18 protein-coding genes are annotated in these 15,479 nt (G+C 68.2%); 15 read left to right on the top strand and 3 right to left on the bottom strand.

Going from position 1 to position 15,479, the window contains the following annotated elements:
- The first annotated feature begins 113 nt into the window (after positions 1-113).
- Positions 114-995: a ribosome small subunit-dependent GTPase A gene (rsgA, locus tag ACWDXS_RS09430; RefSeq protein WP_378993552.1), complete on the top strand. Its 882-nt coding sequence runs from the start codon at positions 114-116 to the stop codon at positions 993-995.
- Positions 996-1,020: 25 nt separating this feature from the next.
- On the opposite strand, the gene ACWDXS_RS09425 is transcribed toward rsgA, so the two are convergent.
- Positions 1,021-1,875, bottom strand: a complete 855-nt coding sequence (locus ACWDXS_RS09425; RefSeq protein WP_378993551.1) for an Ig-like domain-containing protein — start codon at positions 1,873-1,875, stop codon at positions 1,021-1,023.
- 192 nt (positions 1,876-2,067) lie between these two features.
- On the opposite strand from ACWDXS_RS09425, the gene ACWDXS_RS09420 reads away from it, so the two are divergent.
- The 4 genes from ACWDXS_RS09420 (at position 2,068) to ACWDXS_RS09405 (ending at position 3,801) form a co-directional block, all read left to right on the top strand.
- Positions 2,068-2,385: a hypothetical protein gene (locus ACWDXS_RS09420; protein ID WP_101466068.1), complete on the top strand. Its 318-nt coding sequence runs from the start codon at positions 2,068-2,070 to the stop codon at positions 2,383-2,385.
- A 147-nt stretch (positions 2,386-2,532) separates the two neighbouring features.
- Positions 2,533-2,955: a MarR family winged helix-turn-helix transcriptional regulator gene (locus tag ACWDXS_RS09415; RefSeq protein ID WP_449963967.1), complete on the top strand. Its 423-nt coding sequence runs from the start codon at positions 2,533-2,535 to the stop codon at positions 2,953-2,955.
- A 73-nt stretch (positions 2,956-3,028) separates the two neighbouring features.
- Entirely contained in the window at positions 3,029-3,475 is a 447-nt protein-coding gene (locus ACWDXS_RS09410; RefSeq protein WP_378993549.1) for a hypothetical protein, read from the top strand.
- A gap of 17 nt (positions 3,476-3,492) precedes the next feature.
- Complete coding sequence (locus tag ACWDXS_RS09405; protein ID WP_378993548.1) at positions 3,493-3,801, top strand: antibiotic biosynthesis monooxygenase family protein; 309 nt, start codon at positions 3,493-3,495, stop codon at positions 3,799-3,801.
- Between the two features lie 94 nt (positions 3,802-3,895).
- Here the strand turns inward: ACWDXS_RS09405 and ACWDXS_RS09400 are convergent, their stop codons facing one another.
- Positions 3,896-4,228, bottom strand: coding sequence for an ArsR/SmtB family transcription factor (locus tag ACWDXS_RS09400; RefSeq protein ID WP_378632642.1), 333 nt, complete (start codon positions 4,226-4,228; stop codon positions 3,896-3,898).
- Positions 4,229-4,321: 93 nt separating this feature from the next.
- Here ACWDXS_RS09400 and ACWDXS_RS09395 point away from each other — a divergent pair, with 93 nt between their 5' ends.
- The 7 genes from ACWDXS_RS09395 to ACWDXS_RS09365 all read left to right on the top strand — a co-directional run bounded on the left by ACWDXS_RS09395 (position 4,322) and on the right by ACWDXS_RS09365 (position 11,827).
- A complete protein-coding gene (locus tag ACWDXS_RS09395; RefSeq protein ID WP_449963962.1) occupies positions 4,322-5,905 on the top strand; it encodes an ABC transporter substrate-binding protein in 1,584 nt (527 codons plus the stop codon).
- A complete protein-coding gene (locus ACWDXS_RS09390) occupies positions 5,866-6,897 on the top strand; it encodes an ABC transporter permease (RefSeq protein ID WP_449964743.1) in 1,032 nt (343 codons plus the stop codon). Before ACWDXS_RS09395 ends, ACWDXS_RS09390 begins: the two co-directional genes overlap by 40 nt.
- Positions 6,890-7,801 carry an ABC transporter permease gene (locus ACWDXS_RS09385; protein ID WP_378993545.1) on the top strand — a complete coding sequence of 304 codons (912 nt, stop codon included), beginning with the start codon at positions 6,890-6,892 and terminating at the stop codon, positions 7,799-7,801. Before ACWDXS_RS09390 ends, ACWDXS_RS09385 begins: the two co-directional genes overlap by 8 nt.
- Before the next feature lie 76 nt (positions 7,802-7,877).
- Positions 7,878-8,804, top strand: a complete 927-nt coding sequence (locus ACWDXS_RS09380; RefSeq protein ID WP_449963958.1) for an ATP-binding cassette domain-containing protein — start codon at positions 7,878-7,880, stop codon at positions 8,802-8,804.
- On the top strand, positions 8,804-9,445 hold the full coding sequence (locus ACWDXS_RS09375; RefSeq protein ID WP_449963955.1) for an ABC transporter ATP-binding protein: 642 nt from the start codon (positions 8,804-8,806) through the stop codon (positions 9,443-9,445). The genes ACWDXS_RS09380 and ACWDXS_RS09375 overlap by 1 nt, the downstream gene beginning before the upstream one ends.
- A 52-nt stretch (positions 9,446-9,497) precedes the next feature.
- Positions 9,498-10,895 carry an FAD-binding protein gene (locus ACWDXS_RS09370; protein WP_449963952.1) on the top strand — a complete coding sequence of 466 codons (1,398 nt, stop codon included), beginning with the start codon at positions 9,498-9,500 and terminating at the stop codon, positions 10,893-10,895.
- 212 nt (positions 10,896-11,107) lie between these two features.
- The gene (locus tag ACWDXS_RS09365) at positions 11,108-11,827 is read left to right on the top strand and encodes a hypothetical protein (RefSeq protein WP_378993541.1); all 720 of its coding nucleotides are present in this window, start codon (positions 11,108-11,110) and stop codon (positions 11,825-11,827) included.
- A 48-nt stretch (positions 11,828-11,875) separates the two neighbouring features.
- Here ACWDXS_RS09365 and ACWDXS_RS09360 read toward each other — a convergent pair whose 3' ends face one another.
- The gene (locus ACWDXS_RS09360) at positions 11,876-13,018 is read right to left on the bottom strand and encodes a cytochrome P450 (protein ID WP_378993540.1); all 1,143 of its coding nucleotides are present in this window, start codon (positions 13,016-13,018) and stop codon (positions 11,876-11,878) included.
- Positions 13,019-13,262: 244 nt separating this feature from the next.
- On the opposite strand from ACWDXS_RS09360, the gene ACWDXS_RS09355 reads away from it, so the two are divergent.
- The 3 genes from ACWDXS_RS09355 to ACWDXS_RS09345 all read left to right on the top strand — a co-directional run bounded on the left by ACWDXS_RS09355 (position 13,263) and on the right by ACWDXS_RS09345 (position 15,454).
- Entirely contained in the window at positions 13,263-14,225 is a 963-nt protein-coding gene (locus ACWDXS_RS09355) for a 3-oxoacyl-ACP synthase III family protein (protein ID WP_449963947.1), read from the top strand.
- A gap of 6 nt (positions 14,226-14,231) precedes the next feature.
- Complete coding sequence (locus ACWDXS_RS09350) at positions 14,232-15,098, top strand: hypothetical protein (protein WP_387447559.1); 867 nt, start codon at positions 14,232-14,234, stop codon at positions 15,096-15,098.
- Positions 15,099-15,181: 83 nt separating this feature from the next.
- Positions 15,182-15,454, top strand: a complete 273-nt coding sequence (locus ACWDXS_RS09345) for a hypothetical protein (RefSeq protein ID WP_378993537.1) — start codon at positions 15,182-15,184, stop codon at positions 15,452-15,454.
- The last annotated feature ends 25 nt before the right edge of the window (positions 15,455-15,479 follow it).

Genomic DNA, 15,479 nt, shown 5'->3' with positions numbered 1-15,479 from the left:
AGGGGCGATCCTCAGCCAGCTACGACGAATCCGACGTCCGGGTACGCCCGGGTAAGGCGTCGTCGCGTCCCCGCACCAAGACCCGTCCCCAGCACGCCGACGCCGAGCCCGCCATGGTGGTGGCCGTCGACCGCGGCCGCTGGGGTTGCGTGCTCGACGGGGACGCCGACCGGCGCATCGTCGCCATGCGCGCCCGTGAACTGGGCCGCACCCCGATCGTCGTGGGCGATCAGGTCGACGTGGTCGGCGACCTCACCGGCAGGCCCGACAGCCTGGCCAGGATCGTGCGGGTGAGCGAGCGCAGCACCGTGCTGCGCCGCACCGCCGACGACACCGATCCGTTCGAACGCATCGTCGTCGCCAATGCCCAGCAGTTGTTCATCGTGGTGGCGCTGGCCGATCCGCCGCCGCGCACCGGTTTCGTCGAGCGGGCGATGGTGGCCGCCTACGCCGGTGGGCTGGAACCGATTCTGGTGCTCACCAAACGCGACCTGGTCTCGGAATCCGAATTCGCTTCCGCCTTCGACGGTCTCGATCTGAAGATCCTCTACGCGGGCATCGACGATCCGATGGAGCCGGTGCTGGAGATCTTGAACGACCGGCTCACCGCGCTGATCGGGCACTCCGGTGTCGGTAAGTCGACGATGGTGAATCGTCTGGTGCCCGATGCCTATCGGGCGGTGGGCGAGGTGTCCGGCGTCGGCAAGGGCAAGCACACCTCCACCCAGTCGGTGGCGCTACCGCTACCCGAAGGCGGCTGGGTGATCGACACCCCGGGCGTGCGTTCGTTCGGCCTCGCCCACATCACGCCCGACGATGTGATCGCCTCGTTCACCGACCTCGCCGGTGCCATCGAGGACTGTCCGCGCGGCTGTACCCATCTCGGGCCGCCTGCCGATCCGGAATGCGCGCTCGATCAGCTGCCCGGCACGGAACGGCGGGTCGCCGCGATTCGCACGCTGCTGACCGCCCTGATCGCCAACGATGCTTGGTAGCAACCGATTCCGTGCCGGGTGACGCTCAGAAGCTGAACGACCCCGTGTCGACCCCGCCGCCACCGCCGCCACCGTCGGTCGGCACCTCGGCCACGGTCACCGTCGCGGTGCTCGACGAACCCGCCACTCCGCTGCGCCCGGAGAAGGCCGCGCCGATGCTGTAGGCACCCGGGGCGCCCGGCGTCCAGACGATGCTCGCCTTGCCGTTCGCGCCGACCGGGATGTCGCCGAGCACGTTGTCGCCCGCCTTGAACTGGATCGTGCCGCCCGCCGCGGCCGGGGTCACGCTCGCTTCCAGCGTGACGGCTTTGCCGACCTGCGCACCCGACACCGCGGTGATGGCGGTGCTGGACACGGCGTCGCCCGACACTGTGATGGCCGGTCCCTTGGCCTGGTAGATGCCGTCGCCGAGAGACCCGCCGTAGTGCATCGAGGTCGGCAGCGGGGTGTCGCGGGCGCAGTTCACGCCGACCTTGTACTGGATCTCGAAGGTCTGCGACTTCGGCGAGATATTCGGGTACACCGGGTATTTGGTGATGCCGAACTCGGCGCGGATCCAGTCCGACGACGACGTGTCGATCGAGACCGCGTCACCCGACATCTTCGCCGAGCCCGCGACCGGCGTCAGGCACGCCGGGTGCAGGTCCTTGATCGAGTAGATGTATTCCACCGGGATGCCGGTACGTTCGAACTTCGTGGTCACGGTGACCGTGTCGCCGACCACCGGGTTGGTGTTCGATACCGTTCGGGTGAAATGGCTGTTGCCGTCATCCCAGGTGATCGATCCCGGAGCGGCTACGGCCGAGCCGGGAAACGCCGTCATCGCCAGCCCCGCCGCGGCGGCGAAAACGGCCGCGCGCTGCACTCTTCTGTCCACCATCATCTGTCTCCAACTACGTGCCGGACGCCCTCGACGTCGTCGAGGCGCTGATACGCCCGAGTGGCGAGCAGTAGATCACGCCATGGTCCCCGGCGGATCCAAATCCGAAATAGATCTCGTTCAGATTTCGAATTCGACTCGCGTTCGCTCGCGTTCACAACCACGACACTGTCCGCCGGTACCGTCATCCCCATGAAGCCACCGGCGATCGGTTACCTGCGCCGCGACATCTCGGGTGTCGCCCAGTCCTGGGACGAAACGCAGATCCGTTCCCTAGCCGAACGCCTGGGCTACCGCTTCACCAAGACCGTCGTCTTCAGTGACCGCACCGCCGACCCGATCGGCCGCCTGCTCGACGTGGTCACCACCACCGAAGCCGCCGCGATCGTCACCCCCAGCCTCACCCACCTCGGCTCCGACCTCCCCCACCGCATCGTCGCCGCCTGCGACATCATCACCGTCACCCCCGAGATCACCCACACGAGAACCCTCCCCGCCCTCCCTGCCTGAGCCGGCGAGGCGCCCAGCGAACTCGCTGGGCGCCGAGGCTATTTCGCGGACGCGGAGTGAATACGGCTCCCGGAACACGACTATCGGGGTGTCGTGCGGGAAAATGAGGGGGTGACCACCGAGAACGAGCGTCCTGGACCGCCGGCTATGAGCCCGAGCATTTCGGTGATCACGATGTCGCGGCGAGTGGAGGCGGCGTTGGGGGTCGAGTTGGGGGCGCTGGATTTGACGGTGGCTCGGCTGGGGTTGCTCGGGCATATCAATGGGGTGCCCGGGGCCTCGTTCAGCGAGTTGGCGCGGATGTCGGGGACGAGCGTGCAGAGTGTGCACGCCGCGGTAAAGGGGCTGGTGGGGGCGGGATTGGTGCAGGATCGGACGGCGCGGGCGGGGTCGGCGTCGGCGATCGAGCTGACGGAGGCGGGCGCGGAGCTGCTCGCGCAGGCGCGTCAAGCGGTGGCGCGGGTGGACACCCAGCTGTTCGGGGCGGAATCGGATCCGATTCTGCGGCGGGTCGGAGCGGCGATCGTCGACGCGTTCGCCGGGACGATTCCCCCTCGACCCGAGGCGTGACGAATCCGACCTTCAATGTGGCTGAAACTCGAGCTAGGCTTCAAGCGCATTGAAGGTCGGAGGGAGTCGGTAGTTGGAACACGTCTTGTTGTCCGTGCATGTGCTCGCGGGCATCGTCTTCGTCGGCGGCTCAGCGGTCGCCACCAGTCTTTTTCCCCGGTACGCGCCGGTCGCGGGCGCGCCCGATCCGGAATCGGTGCGCAGCAGGCCGGTCGCGGCCGCCATGCACCGGATCACCGGGAACTACGCGAAACTCGCCATCATCGTGCCGGTGATCGGCATCGTGCTGGCCACGATCCAGGGCCGGATGAACGAAATCTGGATCACCACCGCGATGGTGACGACCGCGGTGGCAGGCGGGCTGCTCGCCGTGCAGATCGTTCCGATGCAGCGCGAAGCCCTCGACCAGCCCGACGACGGCAAGCGCCTGCGGGTGCTGTCGATGCTCGCGGGTATCTACAACCTGCTGTGGACGGCCGTGGTCGTTCTCATGATCGTCCGTCCCGGATCCGCCGCGTGACCGAACAGGAGCTCCCCATGACCGACCAGGGTGTCACTTTCATCAATGTGATCGAGGTTTCCGCCGACGACATCGAGGGATTCGTCGCGCAGTGGCGCGAACGAGCAGCGCACATGCGCACCGCCCCCGGTTTCCGCGATGTCCGCCTGCACCGTGCCTTGCTGCCCGATTCGCGATTCCAGCTGGTGAACATCGCGCACTGGGACAGTGCCGAGGCCTGCGAGGCCGCCGGACTCAACCCGACGGTCGTCGCCTCGGTCGACCAGGCGCGTCAGGTCGCTCGCGCCAACCCCGCCCTGTACGAGGTGGTCGCCGAGTTCTCCTGAGCGACAAGCATTCACCATGCGCCGGAACCCCGCGACGGCCCTGCCGAGGCGGGTTCCGGCGCGGCCGAATCCTGCGAGCAGTGGATTCTCGACGTCAGTGCTTCGCGCCGATGGTGTGGAGAATTTCGTGGATGATCGGGTCGGTGAGCCGGTTGGTGACCGATCGGCCTTCGCGACTCGAGGTGACGCACCCCTCGTGCCGCAGCACGCGTAGCGCCTGGGAGATCGCATTCTCGTTGCGGCCGACCGCGGCGGCCAGTTCGCCGACGCTGATGCCCGGCGAGCGGTGCAGACACAGCAGGATTTCCAGGCGGCCGGGGTCCGACAGCAGGTCGAAGCGCTGCGCCCATTCCCTGATCTCGACGTCGCCGATCGCGCGACGGCCGAGTTCGACCGGCGACCCGTGCAGTGTGCGTGGCTCTCCCATGGCGGTGCCCAGCTTAATCGCCGAGTGGACAGGACGGCGCCGCCCGCGACTATTATCTGTTCATCTGTTCAGATAAACATGTAGGGATGATGGATGCGCACTCGGCCGCTGTTCGCTGTAGGAGCCGCGCTGGCGGTCGTGCTGACATCGTGCGGAGCGCCCGACAGCGGGTCCACCGACTCGCTCGTGCTCGCCGACGCGTATGAGCTGGGCGGGTACAACCCCGTCGCCGGGTACGGCGCGGCCGGCGAGGCCAAGGTCTACGACGGATTGCTGCGCCTCACCGGCGGCACCGGCCTGCCCGGTTTCGAGCCCGCCCTGGCAACGGCATTGCCGACGCCCGACGCCGACGCGACTGTCTGGACGGCGCCGCTGCGCCCCGGCGTGCGGTTCAGTGACGGGTCGGCGTTCGACGCCGCCGACGTGGTGGCGACCTACCGGGCGATTCTGGATCCGGCGTCGGCCTCGGAGGTACGGTCGTCGTTTTCGATGATCGACCGGGTCGACGCCGTCGATCCGCTGTCGGTGCGGTTCACCCTGCGTCATCCCTATGCCGCGTTCCCGACCAAGCTGCTGATCGGGATCGTGCCGTCGGAGTCCGTCTCGACACCGGGACCCGCGACCGAATCACCGCTCAATACCGCCCCTATCGGCACCGGCCCCTATCGGCTCACAACACTGGAGCCGACGAGAGCGGTATTCGAAGCGAACGAAAGCTATTGGGGTGGTGCGCCTTCGGTCAAGCGGCTGACTGTGCTCTACGTGCCCGACGACAACACCCGCGCGCAGCGGATGGCCGGCGGTGAACTCGACGGAACGTCACTGCCGCCCCTGCTGGCCGCCACCTTCGAACAACGGATGTCGGTGCAGGCCAACACTTCCGCGGATTGGCGCGGTGTGTCGATGCCCGAGCGCGATCCGGTCGCCGGCGACCCGGCCGTCCGGCTGGCACTGAACTACGCGGTGGACCGGCAAGCGATGATCGACAACATCCTCGGCGGCTACGGTCGCCCGGCCTACACGCCTTTCGCCGAGGTCTACGGCGAATCCCACAACCCGGCGGTCGCTTTCGCCTTCGATCGCGCGCATGCCGAGCAGATCCTCGACGGTGCGCGATGGCGGGCCGGCGCCGACGGCGTGCGCGCGAAAGACGGCGTGCGCGCGCGATTCACCGTGATGTACAACTCCACCGACACGTTGCGCCGTGACCTCGCACTGGCTTTCGCCTCCGATGCGCGGCGGGTGGGTATCGAGGTCGATCTCGAGGCGCTGTCCTGGGATCGGATCGAGCCGCGCATCGCACAGGCCGGGATCCTGCTCGGCGGCGGGAGCGAGCCCTACGATCCCGACACCCAGGCCTACAACACCCTGCACTCGCCGCTGCTCGACCCGAGTGCGGGTAGCCCGTACGACAATGCGAGCAGGCACGCGGATCCCGCGATCGACGCGCGACTCGACACCGCGAGGCGCAGTGTCGATCCCGCGGTGCGCGCCGCCGCGTACCGGGAGGTACAGAGCCGGTATGCCCAGGATCCGAGCCACGTCTTCCTGGTCCATCTCGATCACACCTATGTGGTGAAGGATTCTTCCTGGACGATGTCGGGGCCGATTCTCGAGCCGCACGCGCACGGCGTCACCTGGGGACCGTGGTGGTCGCTGCAGACCTGGACCCGCTGATGGGGCGCAGTCGCGTTCGCGGACGCGGCCTCCGAGCCATGGTCGGGTGGCGACTGGCGGCGTTGATTCCGGTGCTCGCCGCGGTGTCGGCCGCGCTCTTCGCCGCGGCGGCGGTGTCGCCGTTCGACCCGCTGGTCGGCTATCTCGGCGCCCGCTACGAGACGACGAGTGCGTCGGATCGGGCGATGCTCACGGATCAGCTCGGGCTGGACGCGTCGTGGTACCAGCTGTACGGACGCTGGATCGGCGACCTGTTCAGCGGCGACCTCGGCGTTTCCCGCGGGTTCGCCCAGCCGGTGAGTACCCTGCTCGCCCAACGGATTCCGTGGACAGTCCTGCTGGTCGTGATCGCGATGAGCGTGGCGATCGCCGTCGCGCTCGGCGCGGGCGTCTGGGCGGGCATGCATCGCGGTGGGGTGATCGATCGGCTGGTCACCACGTCGTGTGTGGTGATGCAGGGGCTACCGCCGTTCGTGGTGTCGCTGGCCTCGATCGGCGTGTTCGCGGTCGGACTCGGCTGGTTGCCGCCTGCCGGGCTCACCGACGCCGGGGCCGAGGCCGGAGTCGGCCAGGTGGCACGACATCTCGTGCTGCCCGCTGCCGCGTTGGCCGTCTCACAGGTGCCGTGGCTCCTGCTGGCCGTGCGGGAATCGGTGTCGGGCAATCGCGGTGAGGATTTCGTGGTCGGTGCCGCCACGCGCGGCATCGACCCCGCGACGATCACCCGCAAGCACATCCTGCCTGCCTCGCTGGCCCCGTTCGTGACGATCCTCGGCGCGCGACTGCCGGAGGTCGTGGTCGGGGCGGTGCTGGTGGAGGAGATCTTCTCGTGGCCGGGGATCGCCGGTGCGTTCGTGCAATCCGCGAAGGATCTGGACATGGCGCTGCTTGCCGTGCTGACTGTCGGCACGACCTGCGCGGTGATGCTCGGCTCGCTGCTCGCCGATGTCGCGGTGGTGCTGCTCGATCCGAGGGTGCGCGCCGATGGGTGAGCGGTATCGCCTGCGCGTTCGTGCACGCGACGTCCCGCGCGAAGCTGCCGAGGGGCGGCGCGGTGCCTGCTGGGCGTCAGCGGGCGGTGAGCGGCGGCTTTGTGTCGCGCTGGCGGTGCTGGCCGCGGTGGTGCTGTACGCGGTGACGGTGCCGTGGATCGGTGGGGTCGACGATCGGCTGACCGACTTCGCGAGCGCACGGCAGGCACCGTCCGGACAGTGGTGGTTCGGGACCGACTCTGCCGGGCGGTCGCTGTTCGTGCGAATCGCGGCGGCATTGCGGACCTCGCTGGTGGTCGCGGCGTGTGCGGCTGCGGTGTCGACGGTGATCGGGGTGCTGGTCGGTGCTGTCTCCGCGCTGGCCGGTGGGTGGGTGGATCGGGTGATCATGCGCTTCGCCGATACCGCGAACGCGCTGCCGCATCTGCTGCTCGGAATCGTGATCGTGGCGCTGTTCCGGGGAAACGCGCTGGCGGTGGTGTTGTCGATCGGACTCACGCACTGGGTGCAGGTGGCGCGGATCGTGCGGGCGGAGAGCTTGAGTCTGCGCGAGCGCGAGTACGTGTCCGCGGCGGTGCTCGCAGGTGCGAGTCGCGCTCACCTGCTGGTCAGACATCTGCTGCCCGCCGTCGCCCCGCAGGCGTTGATCGCGGTGGTTCTGCTTCTCCCGCACGCGATTTGGCACGAGTCGACCTTGTCGTTCCTCGGGTTCGGACTGCCGCCGCACGAGCCGAGCCTGGGCACACTGCTGGAGGAAGCGCGCACGTCGCTGCTGCTGGGCGGGTGGTGGACGCTGGTCTTCCCCGCTGGATTCCTGGTGCTGACGACGGTGGCGGTCGCTGTCTCGGGATCGTCACTCCGCGGGTTGCTGGCCCCACCGAAACCTGCACGGATGCCGCGATGAACCGAGCACGGCAAGACCCGCCGATGCCGGGATGCCATGGCCGACGTCGCGCTGCGGCGACCGCCGAGGAGGCCACATGAACAGCGCGAGATCGCCCGAGTCAGGTACCTGCCTGTCCATCGACGCGCTGACCGTCCGCATTCCGGTGAGCCGCGGTGGCGTGGTGCACGCGGTGACCGAACTGTCTCTCGACATCGCGGCAGGCGCGATCACCGCGCTCGTCGGCGAATCCGGTTGCGGGAAGTCGATTGTCGCGAGTGCCGTGATGGGTGTGCTACCACGCGAAGCCATCACCACCGGGTCCGTTCGCCTGCAACTCGGTGGCGCGGACCCGGCCCCCGAACCGATCGACATCCTCGCCGCCCACCTGCCGTATCGCGGCCGTCACATCGCCCTGGTCCCCCAGTCGCCGAGCACTTACTTCTCCCCCGTACGGACCGTCGGATCTCAGCTCGCGGAAGCGATCACCGCGCTCGGCACCGCACACACCCCCGCCGACCTCGTCGAGCGCGCCGAGCTCTCCGTCGCCGCGCTCGACCTGTATCCGCACGAGCTCTCGGGCGGCATGGCCCAGCGGGCAGCCGTAGCGGCCGCCTTGGCGGGTGACCCCGAGGTGATCATCGCCGACGAACCCACTTCCGGACTCGATCGCACACGCACCGACCAGATCGGAAAACTGTTGCGTGAGTGCGCCGATGACGGTGCGGCGGTCCTGCTGATCACGCACGATCTCGGGCATCTGATCCGCGCGGGCATCGCCGACACTGTCGCGGTGATGTACGCGTCACGCCTGATGGAGGTCGGCCCCGGGGCGCACGTGCTCGGCGATCCGTGGCACGACTACACGCGCGACCTGCTCGCCGCCCTGCCCGAACACGGCCTGCACCCGCTCCCCCATCCCCCGCGAGCGCTGACGAACCTGTCCGAGATCTGCCCTTACGCGGGTGGCCCGACGCACTTGGTTCCCCAACTGCCGCGCATGATTCGCCGACCGAGGTCCTGATGCTGATCGCCGACTCCATCACCGCGGGCTACAGCTCGGAATCCGTCATCCGCGGGGTCGACCTGCGGATCACTCCGGGCGAGATCGTCGGAATCACCGGCGACTCGGGATCGGGGAAAACCACGCTGGCGCGAACCATGGCCGGGCTACTGACGCCCACCTCCGGCACTGTCACCGTCGACGGGCAGGCACCCCGCCGGGCTCGCGGCGCCATCGCCATGGTCTTTCAATCCCCCCGTGCCGCGACCAATCCCCACTTCACTCTCGCCCGGATCATCGCCGAGCCCGCCCGCATCCGCGGCGCCACGGTCCCCGATCTCACCGCGCTGGCCACCGCTGTCGGTCTCACCCCCGACCTGCTCGACCGCCGCCCCCACGCCCTCAGCGACGGCCAGCTCCAACGCGCCTGCCTGGCCCGCGCCCTCGCCCAGAACCCCCGCTACCTCATCCTCGACGAAGCCACCGCCATGCTCGACGCGGCCACCACCGCCACCATCATCCGGCTGGTCATGACGCGCGCCGACGACAACCTCGGCGTCCTGCTGATCAGCCACGACGAGCCCCTCCTCGCGGCCGCCTGCACCCGCATCACCACGATGCACGACGGCACCCTCGGCCCGCGGCAGGCATCTCCGCAATAACCGCACGATTACCTCAGGCTGCGCACAGGAACCCGTTTTAGCGTGAGCCCCTGTGACATTCACGCAACCGAATCCAGTCAGCGCGTGCCGCAGCCTCAGCGGATGGGCCCGCACCGCACCGACCGTCGCCGAAGTGCTGCGCACTCCCGACATCGCGGTGATCGCCGAACGGGTGCGGACCGCGGGACCGCGCGGGGTGATCGCGCGCGGGCTCGGGCGTAGTTACGGGGATCCGGCGCAGAACGCGGGCGGACTGGTGGTCGACATGACCGCGCTGGACCGCATCCACAGCATCGATCCCGACAGCGGGATCGTCGAGGTCGACGCGGGCATCAGCCTGGACACGCTCATGCGGGCGGCGCTACCGTTCGGGCTGTGGGTCCCGGTGCTGCCGGGTACCCGGCAGGTGACGGTCGGTGGGGCGATCGGCGCGGATATCCATGGTAAGAACCATCATTCGCAGGGCAGCTTCGGCAATCACGTGGTGTCGATGGATCTGCTGACCGCCGACGGAACGGTACGTACCTTGGCCCCGGAGGGGCCCGACTCGGCACTGTTCTGGGCGACGGTCGGCGGGATGGGGCTCACCGGCATCATCATCGGCGCGCGAGTTCGGTTGAAGCACACCGAGACCGCGTATTTCCTCGTCGACAACGACCGCACACGCGATCTCGACGAGACGATGGAATTGCTGACCGGCGGTTCCGATGACGGGTACGACTACTCGATGGCGGTGCCGGACACCATTTCCACCGGGGCGAAACTCGGGCGGGCCGGATTCAGCCGGGGCTCGCTGGCCACGGTCGATCAGTTGCCGTCGAGACTGCGTAGCAAACCCTTGAATTTCGATGCCCCACAATTGTTCACAGTGCCCGATATCTTTCCGAACGGGATGGTCAATTCGGTGACCACCCGGATTGCCGCCGAGGCCGCTCATCGCCTGTTTCCCCGGCGATCGCGAGGGCGCATCCAGAATCTGACGCAGTTCTATCACCCGCTCGACCTGCTCGGCGAATGGAATCGGGCGTACGGCAAGCGCGGGTTCTTGCAGTATCAGTTCTCGATGCCGTTCGGGGCCGAGCAGCAGCTGGCCGACGCGGTGCGCACCATCGCCGAATCAGGGCACCACTCGTTCCTCAACGTCTTCAAGCGCATGGGGGCGAGCAATCCGGCGCCGCTGTCGTGGCCGCATCCCGGATACATGCTGAGCTTGGATTTCGCGCTCTCCAGCGGACTCGACCGATTCTGCGCCGACCTCGACGAGCGGGTGCGGACGGCGGGTGGACGGCTGTACCTCGCGAAGGAATCACGGACCACCCCCGAGATGATCGCGACGATGTATCCACGGCTCGACGAATGGCGCCGGGTCAGGGACCGAGTCGACCCCGAACGGGTATTCGCCTCCGACCTCGCACGACGGTTGCGGCTGGTGACAGGACTTCGACATTGATGTGCTTCAGATCACGGCCGGTGAATTGCGAGCGAAAGCTGTTCACAGTTAATCGAATTCACCGGCAATGACGCACGTCACTGTCCGTTTTGAACTCTTAAGACTTTTTAAGTTACATTTCAGCAACAAACAGTTGGACACTTGATCATGGGTGCTCGATCGAGGGCCTGCGCTCCCCAGGGAGCATCGCCATTGAGGGAAAGACTGCATTCATGAACATCAGCAAGGTTGCCGCAACCTCCGCACTCGTCATCGCCGCGCTCGGCGTTGCCACCGGCACGTCGCACGCCGCTCCGGCGCCTGCTCCCGCGCCCGTCGCGGCCTTCCTCGACGGCGTGAACCAGGGTGTGAACCAGGTGCTGCCCGGCATCAATTGGAAGACCGGCATCGAGGGCGACGCGGTCGTCGTCGAGACCGACGCGGGCTCGCTCACCACCGAGAACAACCAGTTCCAGGTGCGCGACAACCAGGGCAACATCGTCGCCGCCCTGCCGCTGGCCTACACGCTCGACGACCTCGAGTACCCGATCGACGCCGCCGTCGACGGCACCCGCGCCACCCTGACCCCGCGCACCGACGTGGCCTCGGCCCGCCCGTCGACCCTGCTGAAGGACGTCGTCCGGCAGGACGCCTTCGACGACGCCGTCAGCGCCGCGGCCACCCAGTTCGGCATCATCACCGCCATCGGCACTCTCGTCGGCACCCTCACCGGTGGCCTCGCGGGCTGCGCCATCGGCGGCGTCGGCGGCCTGGTTCTCGGCGTCCCGGTGCTCGCCCTCGGCGGCGCCACCGGCCTCGCGGGTTGCCTCGCCGGTGCGGCCGTCGGCATCCCGCTGGGTGCGGCCGCGGGCCTGGTGCTGACCGGCGTCCCCGCCGCGATCGCCATCGGCATCGGCTTCAGCAACCGGATCAACGCGCCGGAAAACCAGTAGTCGTCGCCGGAAAGGCCCCGTCCACCCGGACGGGGCCTTTCGTGCTGTTCAGCGCGCGAGGCGGATGCGCAGCGCCTCGTAGGTGGGGATGAAAACCTTTCTGCGGTAGCGGCGTTCGACGATCTCCCACGGGCGTCCGGCCGCGGTCAACGCTTCGAGGAGCGCGGTGAGTTCGGAGTGGACGAGCTGGGCGCCGAGGCAGAGGTGGCGGCCGCCGCCGAACCAGAGCTGGCGGGTTTCGGGGTTGTAGTCCCGGTCGACGCGGAACTCGCCCGCGGCGTTGTTGATGGTCCAGGTGAGGATCTTGACGTGTTCGCCGGCGCGCAGGTCGCGGTCGGCGATGCGGACGTCCGCGGTGACCGAACGGCCGACGAGGTAGGCCGGGCTCGTGACGCGCAGGGTCTCGCGGACCGCGTCGGGAAGGCGATCAGGAGCGGCGAGCAGGGCGCGGTGCTGGTCGGTGTCGTGCATGATCGCGACCATTCTGGTCATGGCGCTGGCGAGCGTGTCGGTGCCCGCGACGGCCATCAGGATCGCCAGGCCGCCCGCGTGCTCGACGTCGAGGCCCAGTTCGCGGCAGCGGCCGAGGGTGGTGTCGGGATCGGCGCGGGCGTACGCGTCGGGAACGTTGACGGCGAGCTGGGTGGCCAGCTCCCGCGCGCGGGCCAGCGCCACCGGGTCGAGCGTGGTCGAGGCCATCGTGCCGAAACCCAGGTTGACCAGTTCTTCGACGTGATGGAACAGGCGCAGGAACAGCGCGTCCTGATCGTCGGTGTAGTCGCCGCCGATGGCCGCGGCGATGTCTTCGGGGCGCATGCCGACCAGGTCGGAGACGCTGCGCCCGACCAGGATCTGCGCGCGGGCGGCGATATCGACGGTCTCCCCCGCCGCCAGGCGTTCGCGCAGGTCACGCAGGTCGGGGCCGATCACGCGCTCGACCAGGGCATCGGTGTGGCTGAGGGTGAACAGGTCGCGCACCTTGGTCCGCAGGTCGGTATGGCCGGGACCCTCGAACAGATCCTCGACCCAGTCGCCGATGACCTGCGCCCACCAGTGCCCGGCCGCGCCCTCGGACACGATGCTGAAATGGGTGCTGTCGTTGTAGATCTGGCGGGCCACCAGCGGATCGGCGACGAACCAGCCGAGTTCGGGCACCTTGCGGATGGGCCGCGCGAACCGTCCCAGCAGCAATAATCCAGGCAACCAGGGTTGACCAGCGGCGAGTAGGGTTAGTTCATGGCGTCGGGCGGAGCTCCACACCCCGGCAGAATCTAATCGAGCACGCCCGATTAGTGAAGGTCTGTGGCTAGGATCGACGAGATGCGCTGGTGGTGATCTGTGCATCACGCGATATCTGGAAGTGAACAAGCATGGTGAGTTCGACAATCGAAGCCGTCGGCGCGTATCTGCCGGCCAGAGAAGGACCACGGCGGAGTTGCTGGCGCAGCTGGCCGTCGACGCGCCGCTGGATCTGGAGAAGGTCAGCGGAGTCAGGGCGCGCAGGGTACGCGGCGAATCCGAGGACTCCTTCACCATCGCCTCGGCCGCCGCCCGCAGCGCACTGGGCAATTCGCGCTACGAGGCCGCCGATCTGGATGTGATCATCTCCTGCTCGATCACCCGGACCCGGGGCGAGGACTTCTGTCTGGAACCGTCGTTCGCTCTGATGCTGCGCACCGCACTCGGGGCGAACAGGGCGATCCATTTCGACGTGTCCAACGCGTGCGCCGGGATGATGACCGGAGTTCTCCTGCTGGACAGGATGATTCGATCCGGTGCGGTGCGTCGCGGCATGGTGGTGTCCGGGGAGTGCATCACGCCGATCGCCGACACCGCGGTGCGGGAGATCTCGCAGAAGTACGACCCGCAGTTCGCCTCGCTCACCGTCGGCGACGCCGGGGCGGCCGTGCTGCTCGACGGTACCGACGGGCCAGGGCTCGACTACGTGGAGCTCAACACCAGCGCCGCGTTCGCGAAGCTGTGCTTGGGGATGCCCAGTGACCAGGGGCCGGGAGTCGCGCTCTACACCGACAACCGGGCGATGCACAACGAGTCCCGGTACCTGCTGTGGACCTCGCGGCAGCTGGAGTTCCTGGCCGCCCGCGGTTCCAGCTTCGCCGAGGAGGGTTACGACTACCTGATCCATCACCAGTTCAGTGGCCCCGCTGTGGAATTGATCAACAAGATCGCCGAGCGCGAATTCGACGCGGCGATGCCGCCGGGACTCGCGGTGCTGGACCGATACGGCAATACCGCGTCGACCTCGCATTTCGTGGTGTTGCACGACGCGTTGCGGCGGGGACTGATCGAGCCGGGGTCGAAAGTACTGCTGGTACCGGCAGCTTCCGGGGTGGTCGCCGGATTCTTGTCGGTGACAATCGGCGATCTGCGGGTATAGGACAGTATGGGAATCATCATTTCTTCGGCAGTGACGCGCAGCGGCGGAGTCAGCTCGGTAGGACAGGCGGCAAGCGCCGCGCGCGACGCCTTAGCGGGAGCCGGTTGTCCGCCGGAGCAGGTCGACGCACTGATCAATGTGGGGGTCTATCGCGATGCGAACCTGGTGGAACCGGCGGTCGCGGCGCTGATCCAGCAGGCCGCGGGGATCGGGCTGGACTATCGGCGCGGTGACGTGCCGTGCTTGTCGTTCGATCTGATGAACGGTGCCTGCGGGGTGGTGAACGCGGTCGGGGTGGCCGCATCGCTGCTGGCAGATCTGCCCACGGGACATGTCGTCGTCGTGTCGGGCGACGCGCATCCGTCGGGCCGGGCCGATGTGGAGTTCGCGTTCGAGCCGGTCGGGGCGGCTCTCGTGCTCGAGAATTCCGCCGAAGCGGCGGGTTTCGGCGGAGTCCATGTGAGTGCCGGCGACGTACTGCCCGACCCGCAGGGCTACGTGAAGCTGTCCGCGATGGGAGCCGAGGGGCGTTCCTCGCTGACGGTGGAATTGCTCACCGGGACAGCGGAACTCGTCGAGCACGCCGCGATCGCGGCGCGAGAGGCGTTGGCGGCGGACGGTATCGACGCCGGACAGGTGGTGCTGCTGTGCGGTAAGCCGACGGCGGACTTCGCCGGCGAACTGGCGGCCCAGCTCGGCGTGGGCGCGGTGGTGACCGACGACTTCGCCGCCGACGCACACACTTCCGCGTTGACCGCCGCGTTCGTGGCGGCCCGTGACGCGGGACTGGCCGAACGACCGTTGCTGTTCGTCGCCGCCGACGGTGGACCCACCGCGGCGGCAGTGACCTATCGAGGGGTTGGTGTGCGGTGACACGGTCTCTGCATGTTGTTCCGGATCCGGTGAGTGCGCCGCGACATGGTCGCCATCGCGCGGCGGCCGATACTTCGGTCGCGGTGCCCAGCCCGAGAGCGGTGCTGGCGCTGCGGTCGATTCCGGTGATCGGCTGGATATTCCTGATCGCCGGTGTGGTGCGGCCGTTCCGGGCCCGGTGGCTGCGGGTGGCCTTCTGGATCGATGTGGTGCTGAGCGTCGGGGTGCACGCCGCGCAGATTCCAGCAGCCCGGAAAGTGGCCGCTGAACGGGGGATCTCGGGTCGTCGTGCGGCCGTGATGACCATGCTGCTCGGGGCTACCTGGTGGAAGACGCTGGGCGAGGGCGAACAGTGACCGAGGCGGCACCGTCCGGCCGCGG

This window comes from Nocardia sp. NPDC003183 (genome assembly GCF_053590715.1).
Note: the sequence above shows the minus strand (reverse complement) of the source record. Positions and strands in the feature narration are given on the sequence as shown.

Coding starts and splice junctions, on each gene's coding strand:
- rsgA (WP_378993552.1), top strand. CDS start 114: ATGGTGGTGGCCGTCGACCGCGGCCGCTGGGGTTGCGTGCTCGACGGG.
- ACWDXS_RS09425 (WP_378993551.1), bottom strand. CDS start 1,875: ATGGTGGACAGAAGAGTGCAGCGCGCGGCCGTTTTCGCCGCCGCGGCG.
- ACWDXS_RS09420 (WP_101466068.1), top strand. CDS start 2,068: ATGAAGCCACCGGCGATCGGTTACCTGCGCCGCGACATCTCGGGTGTC.
- ACWDXS_RS09415 (WP_449963967.1), top strand. CDS start 2,533: ATGAGCCCGAGCATTTCGGTGATCACGATGTCGCGGCGAGTGGAGGCG.
- ACWDXS_RS09405 (WP_378993548.1), top strand. CDS start 3,493: ATGACCGACCAGGGTGTCACTTTCATCAATGTGATCGAGGTTTCCGCC.
- ACWDXS_RS09400 (WP_378632642.1), bottom strand. CDS start 4,228: ATGGGAGAGCCACGCACACTGCACGGGTCGCCGGTCGAACTCGGCCGT.
- ACWDXS_RS09395 (WP_449963962.1), top strand. CDS start 4,322: ATGCGCACTCGGCCGCTGTTCGCTGTAGGAGCCGCGCTGGCGGTCGTG.
- ACWDXS_RS09385 (WP_378993545.1), top strand. CDS start 6,890: ATGGGTGAGCGGTATCGCCTGCGCGTTCGTGCACGCGACGTCCCGCGC.
- ACWDXS_RS09380 (WP_449963958.1), top strand. CDS start 7,878: ATGAACAGCGCGAGATCGCCCGAGTCAGGTACCTGCCTGTCCATCGAC.
- ACWDXS_RS09375 (WP_449963955.1), top strand. CDS start 8,804: ATGCTGATCGCCGACTCCATCACCGCGGGCTACAGCTCGGAATCCGTC.
- ACWDXS_RS09365 (WP_378993541.1), top strand. CDS start 11,108: ATGAACATCAGCAAGGTTGCCGCAACCTCCGCACTCGTCATCGCCGCG.
- ACWDXS_RS09350 (WP_387447559.1), top strand. CDS start 14,232: ATGGGAATCATCATTTCTTCGGCAGTGACGCGCAGCGGCGGAGTCAGC.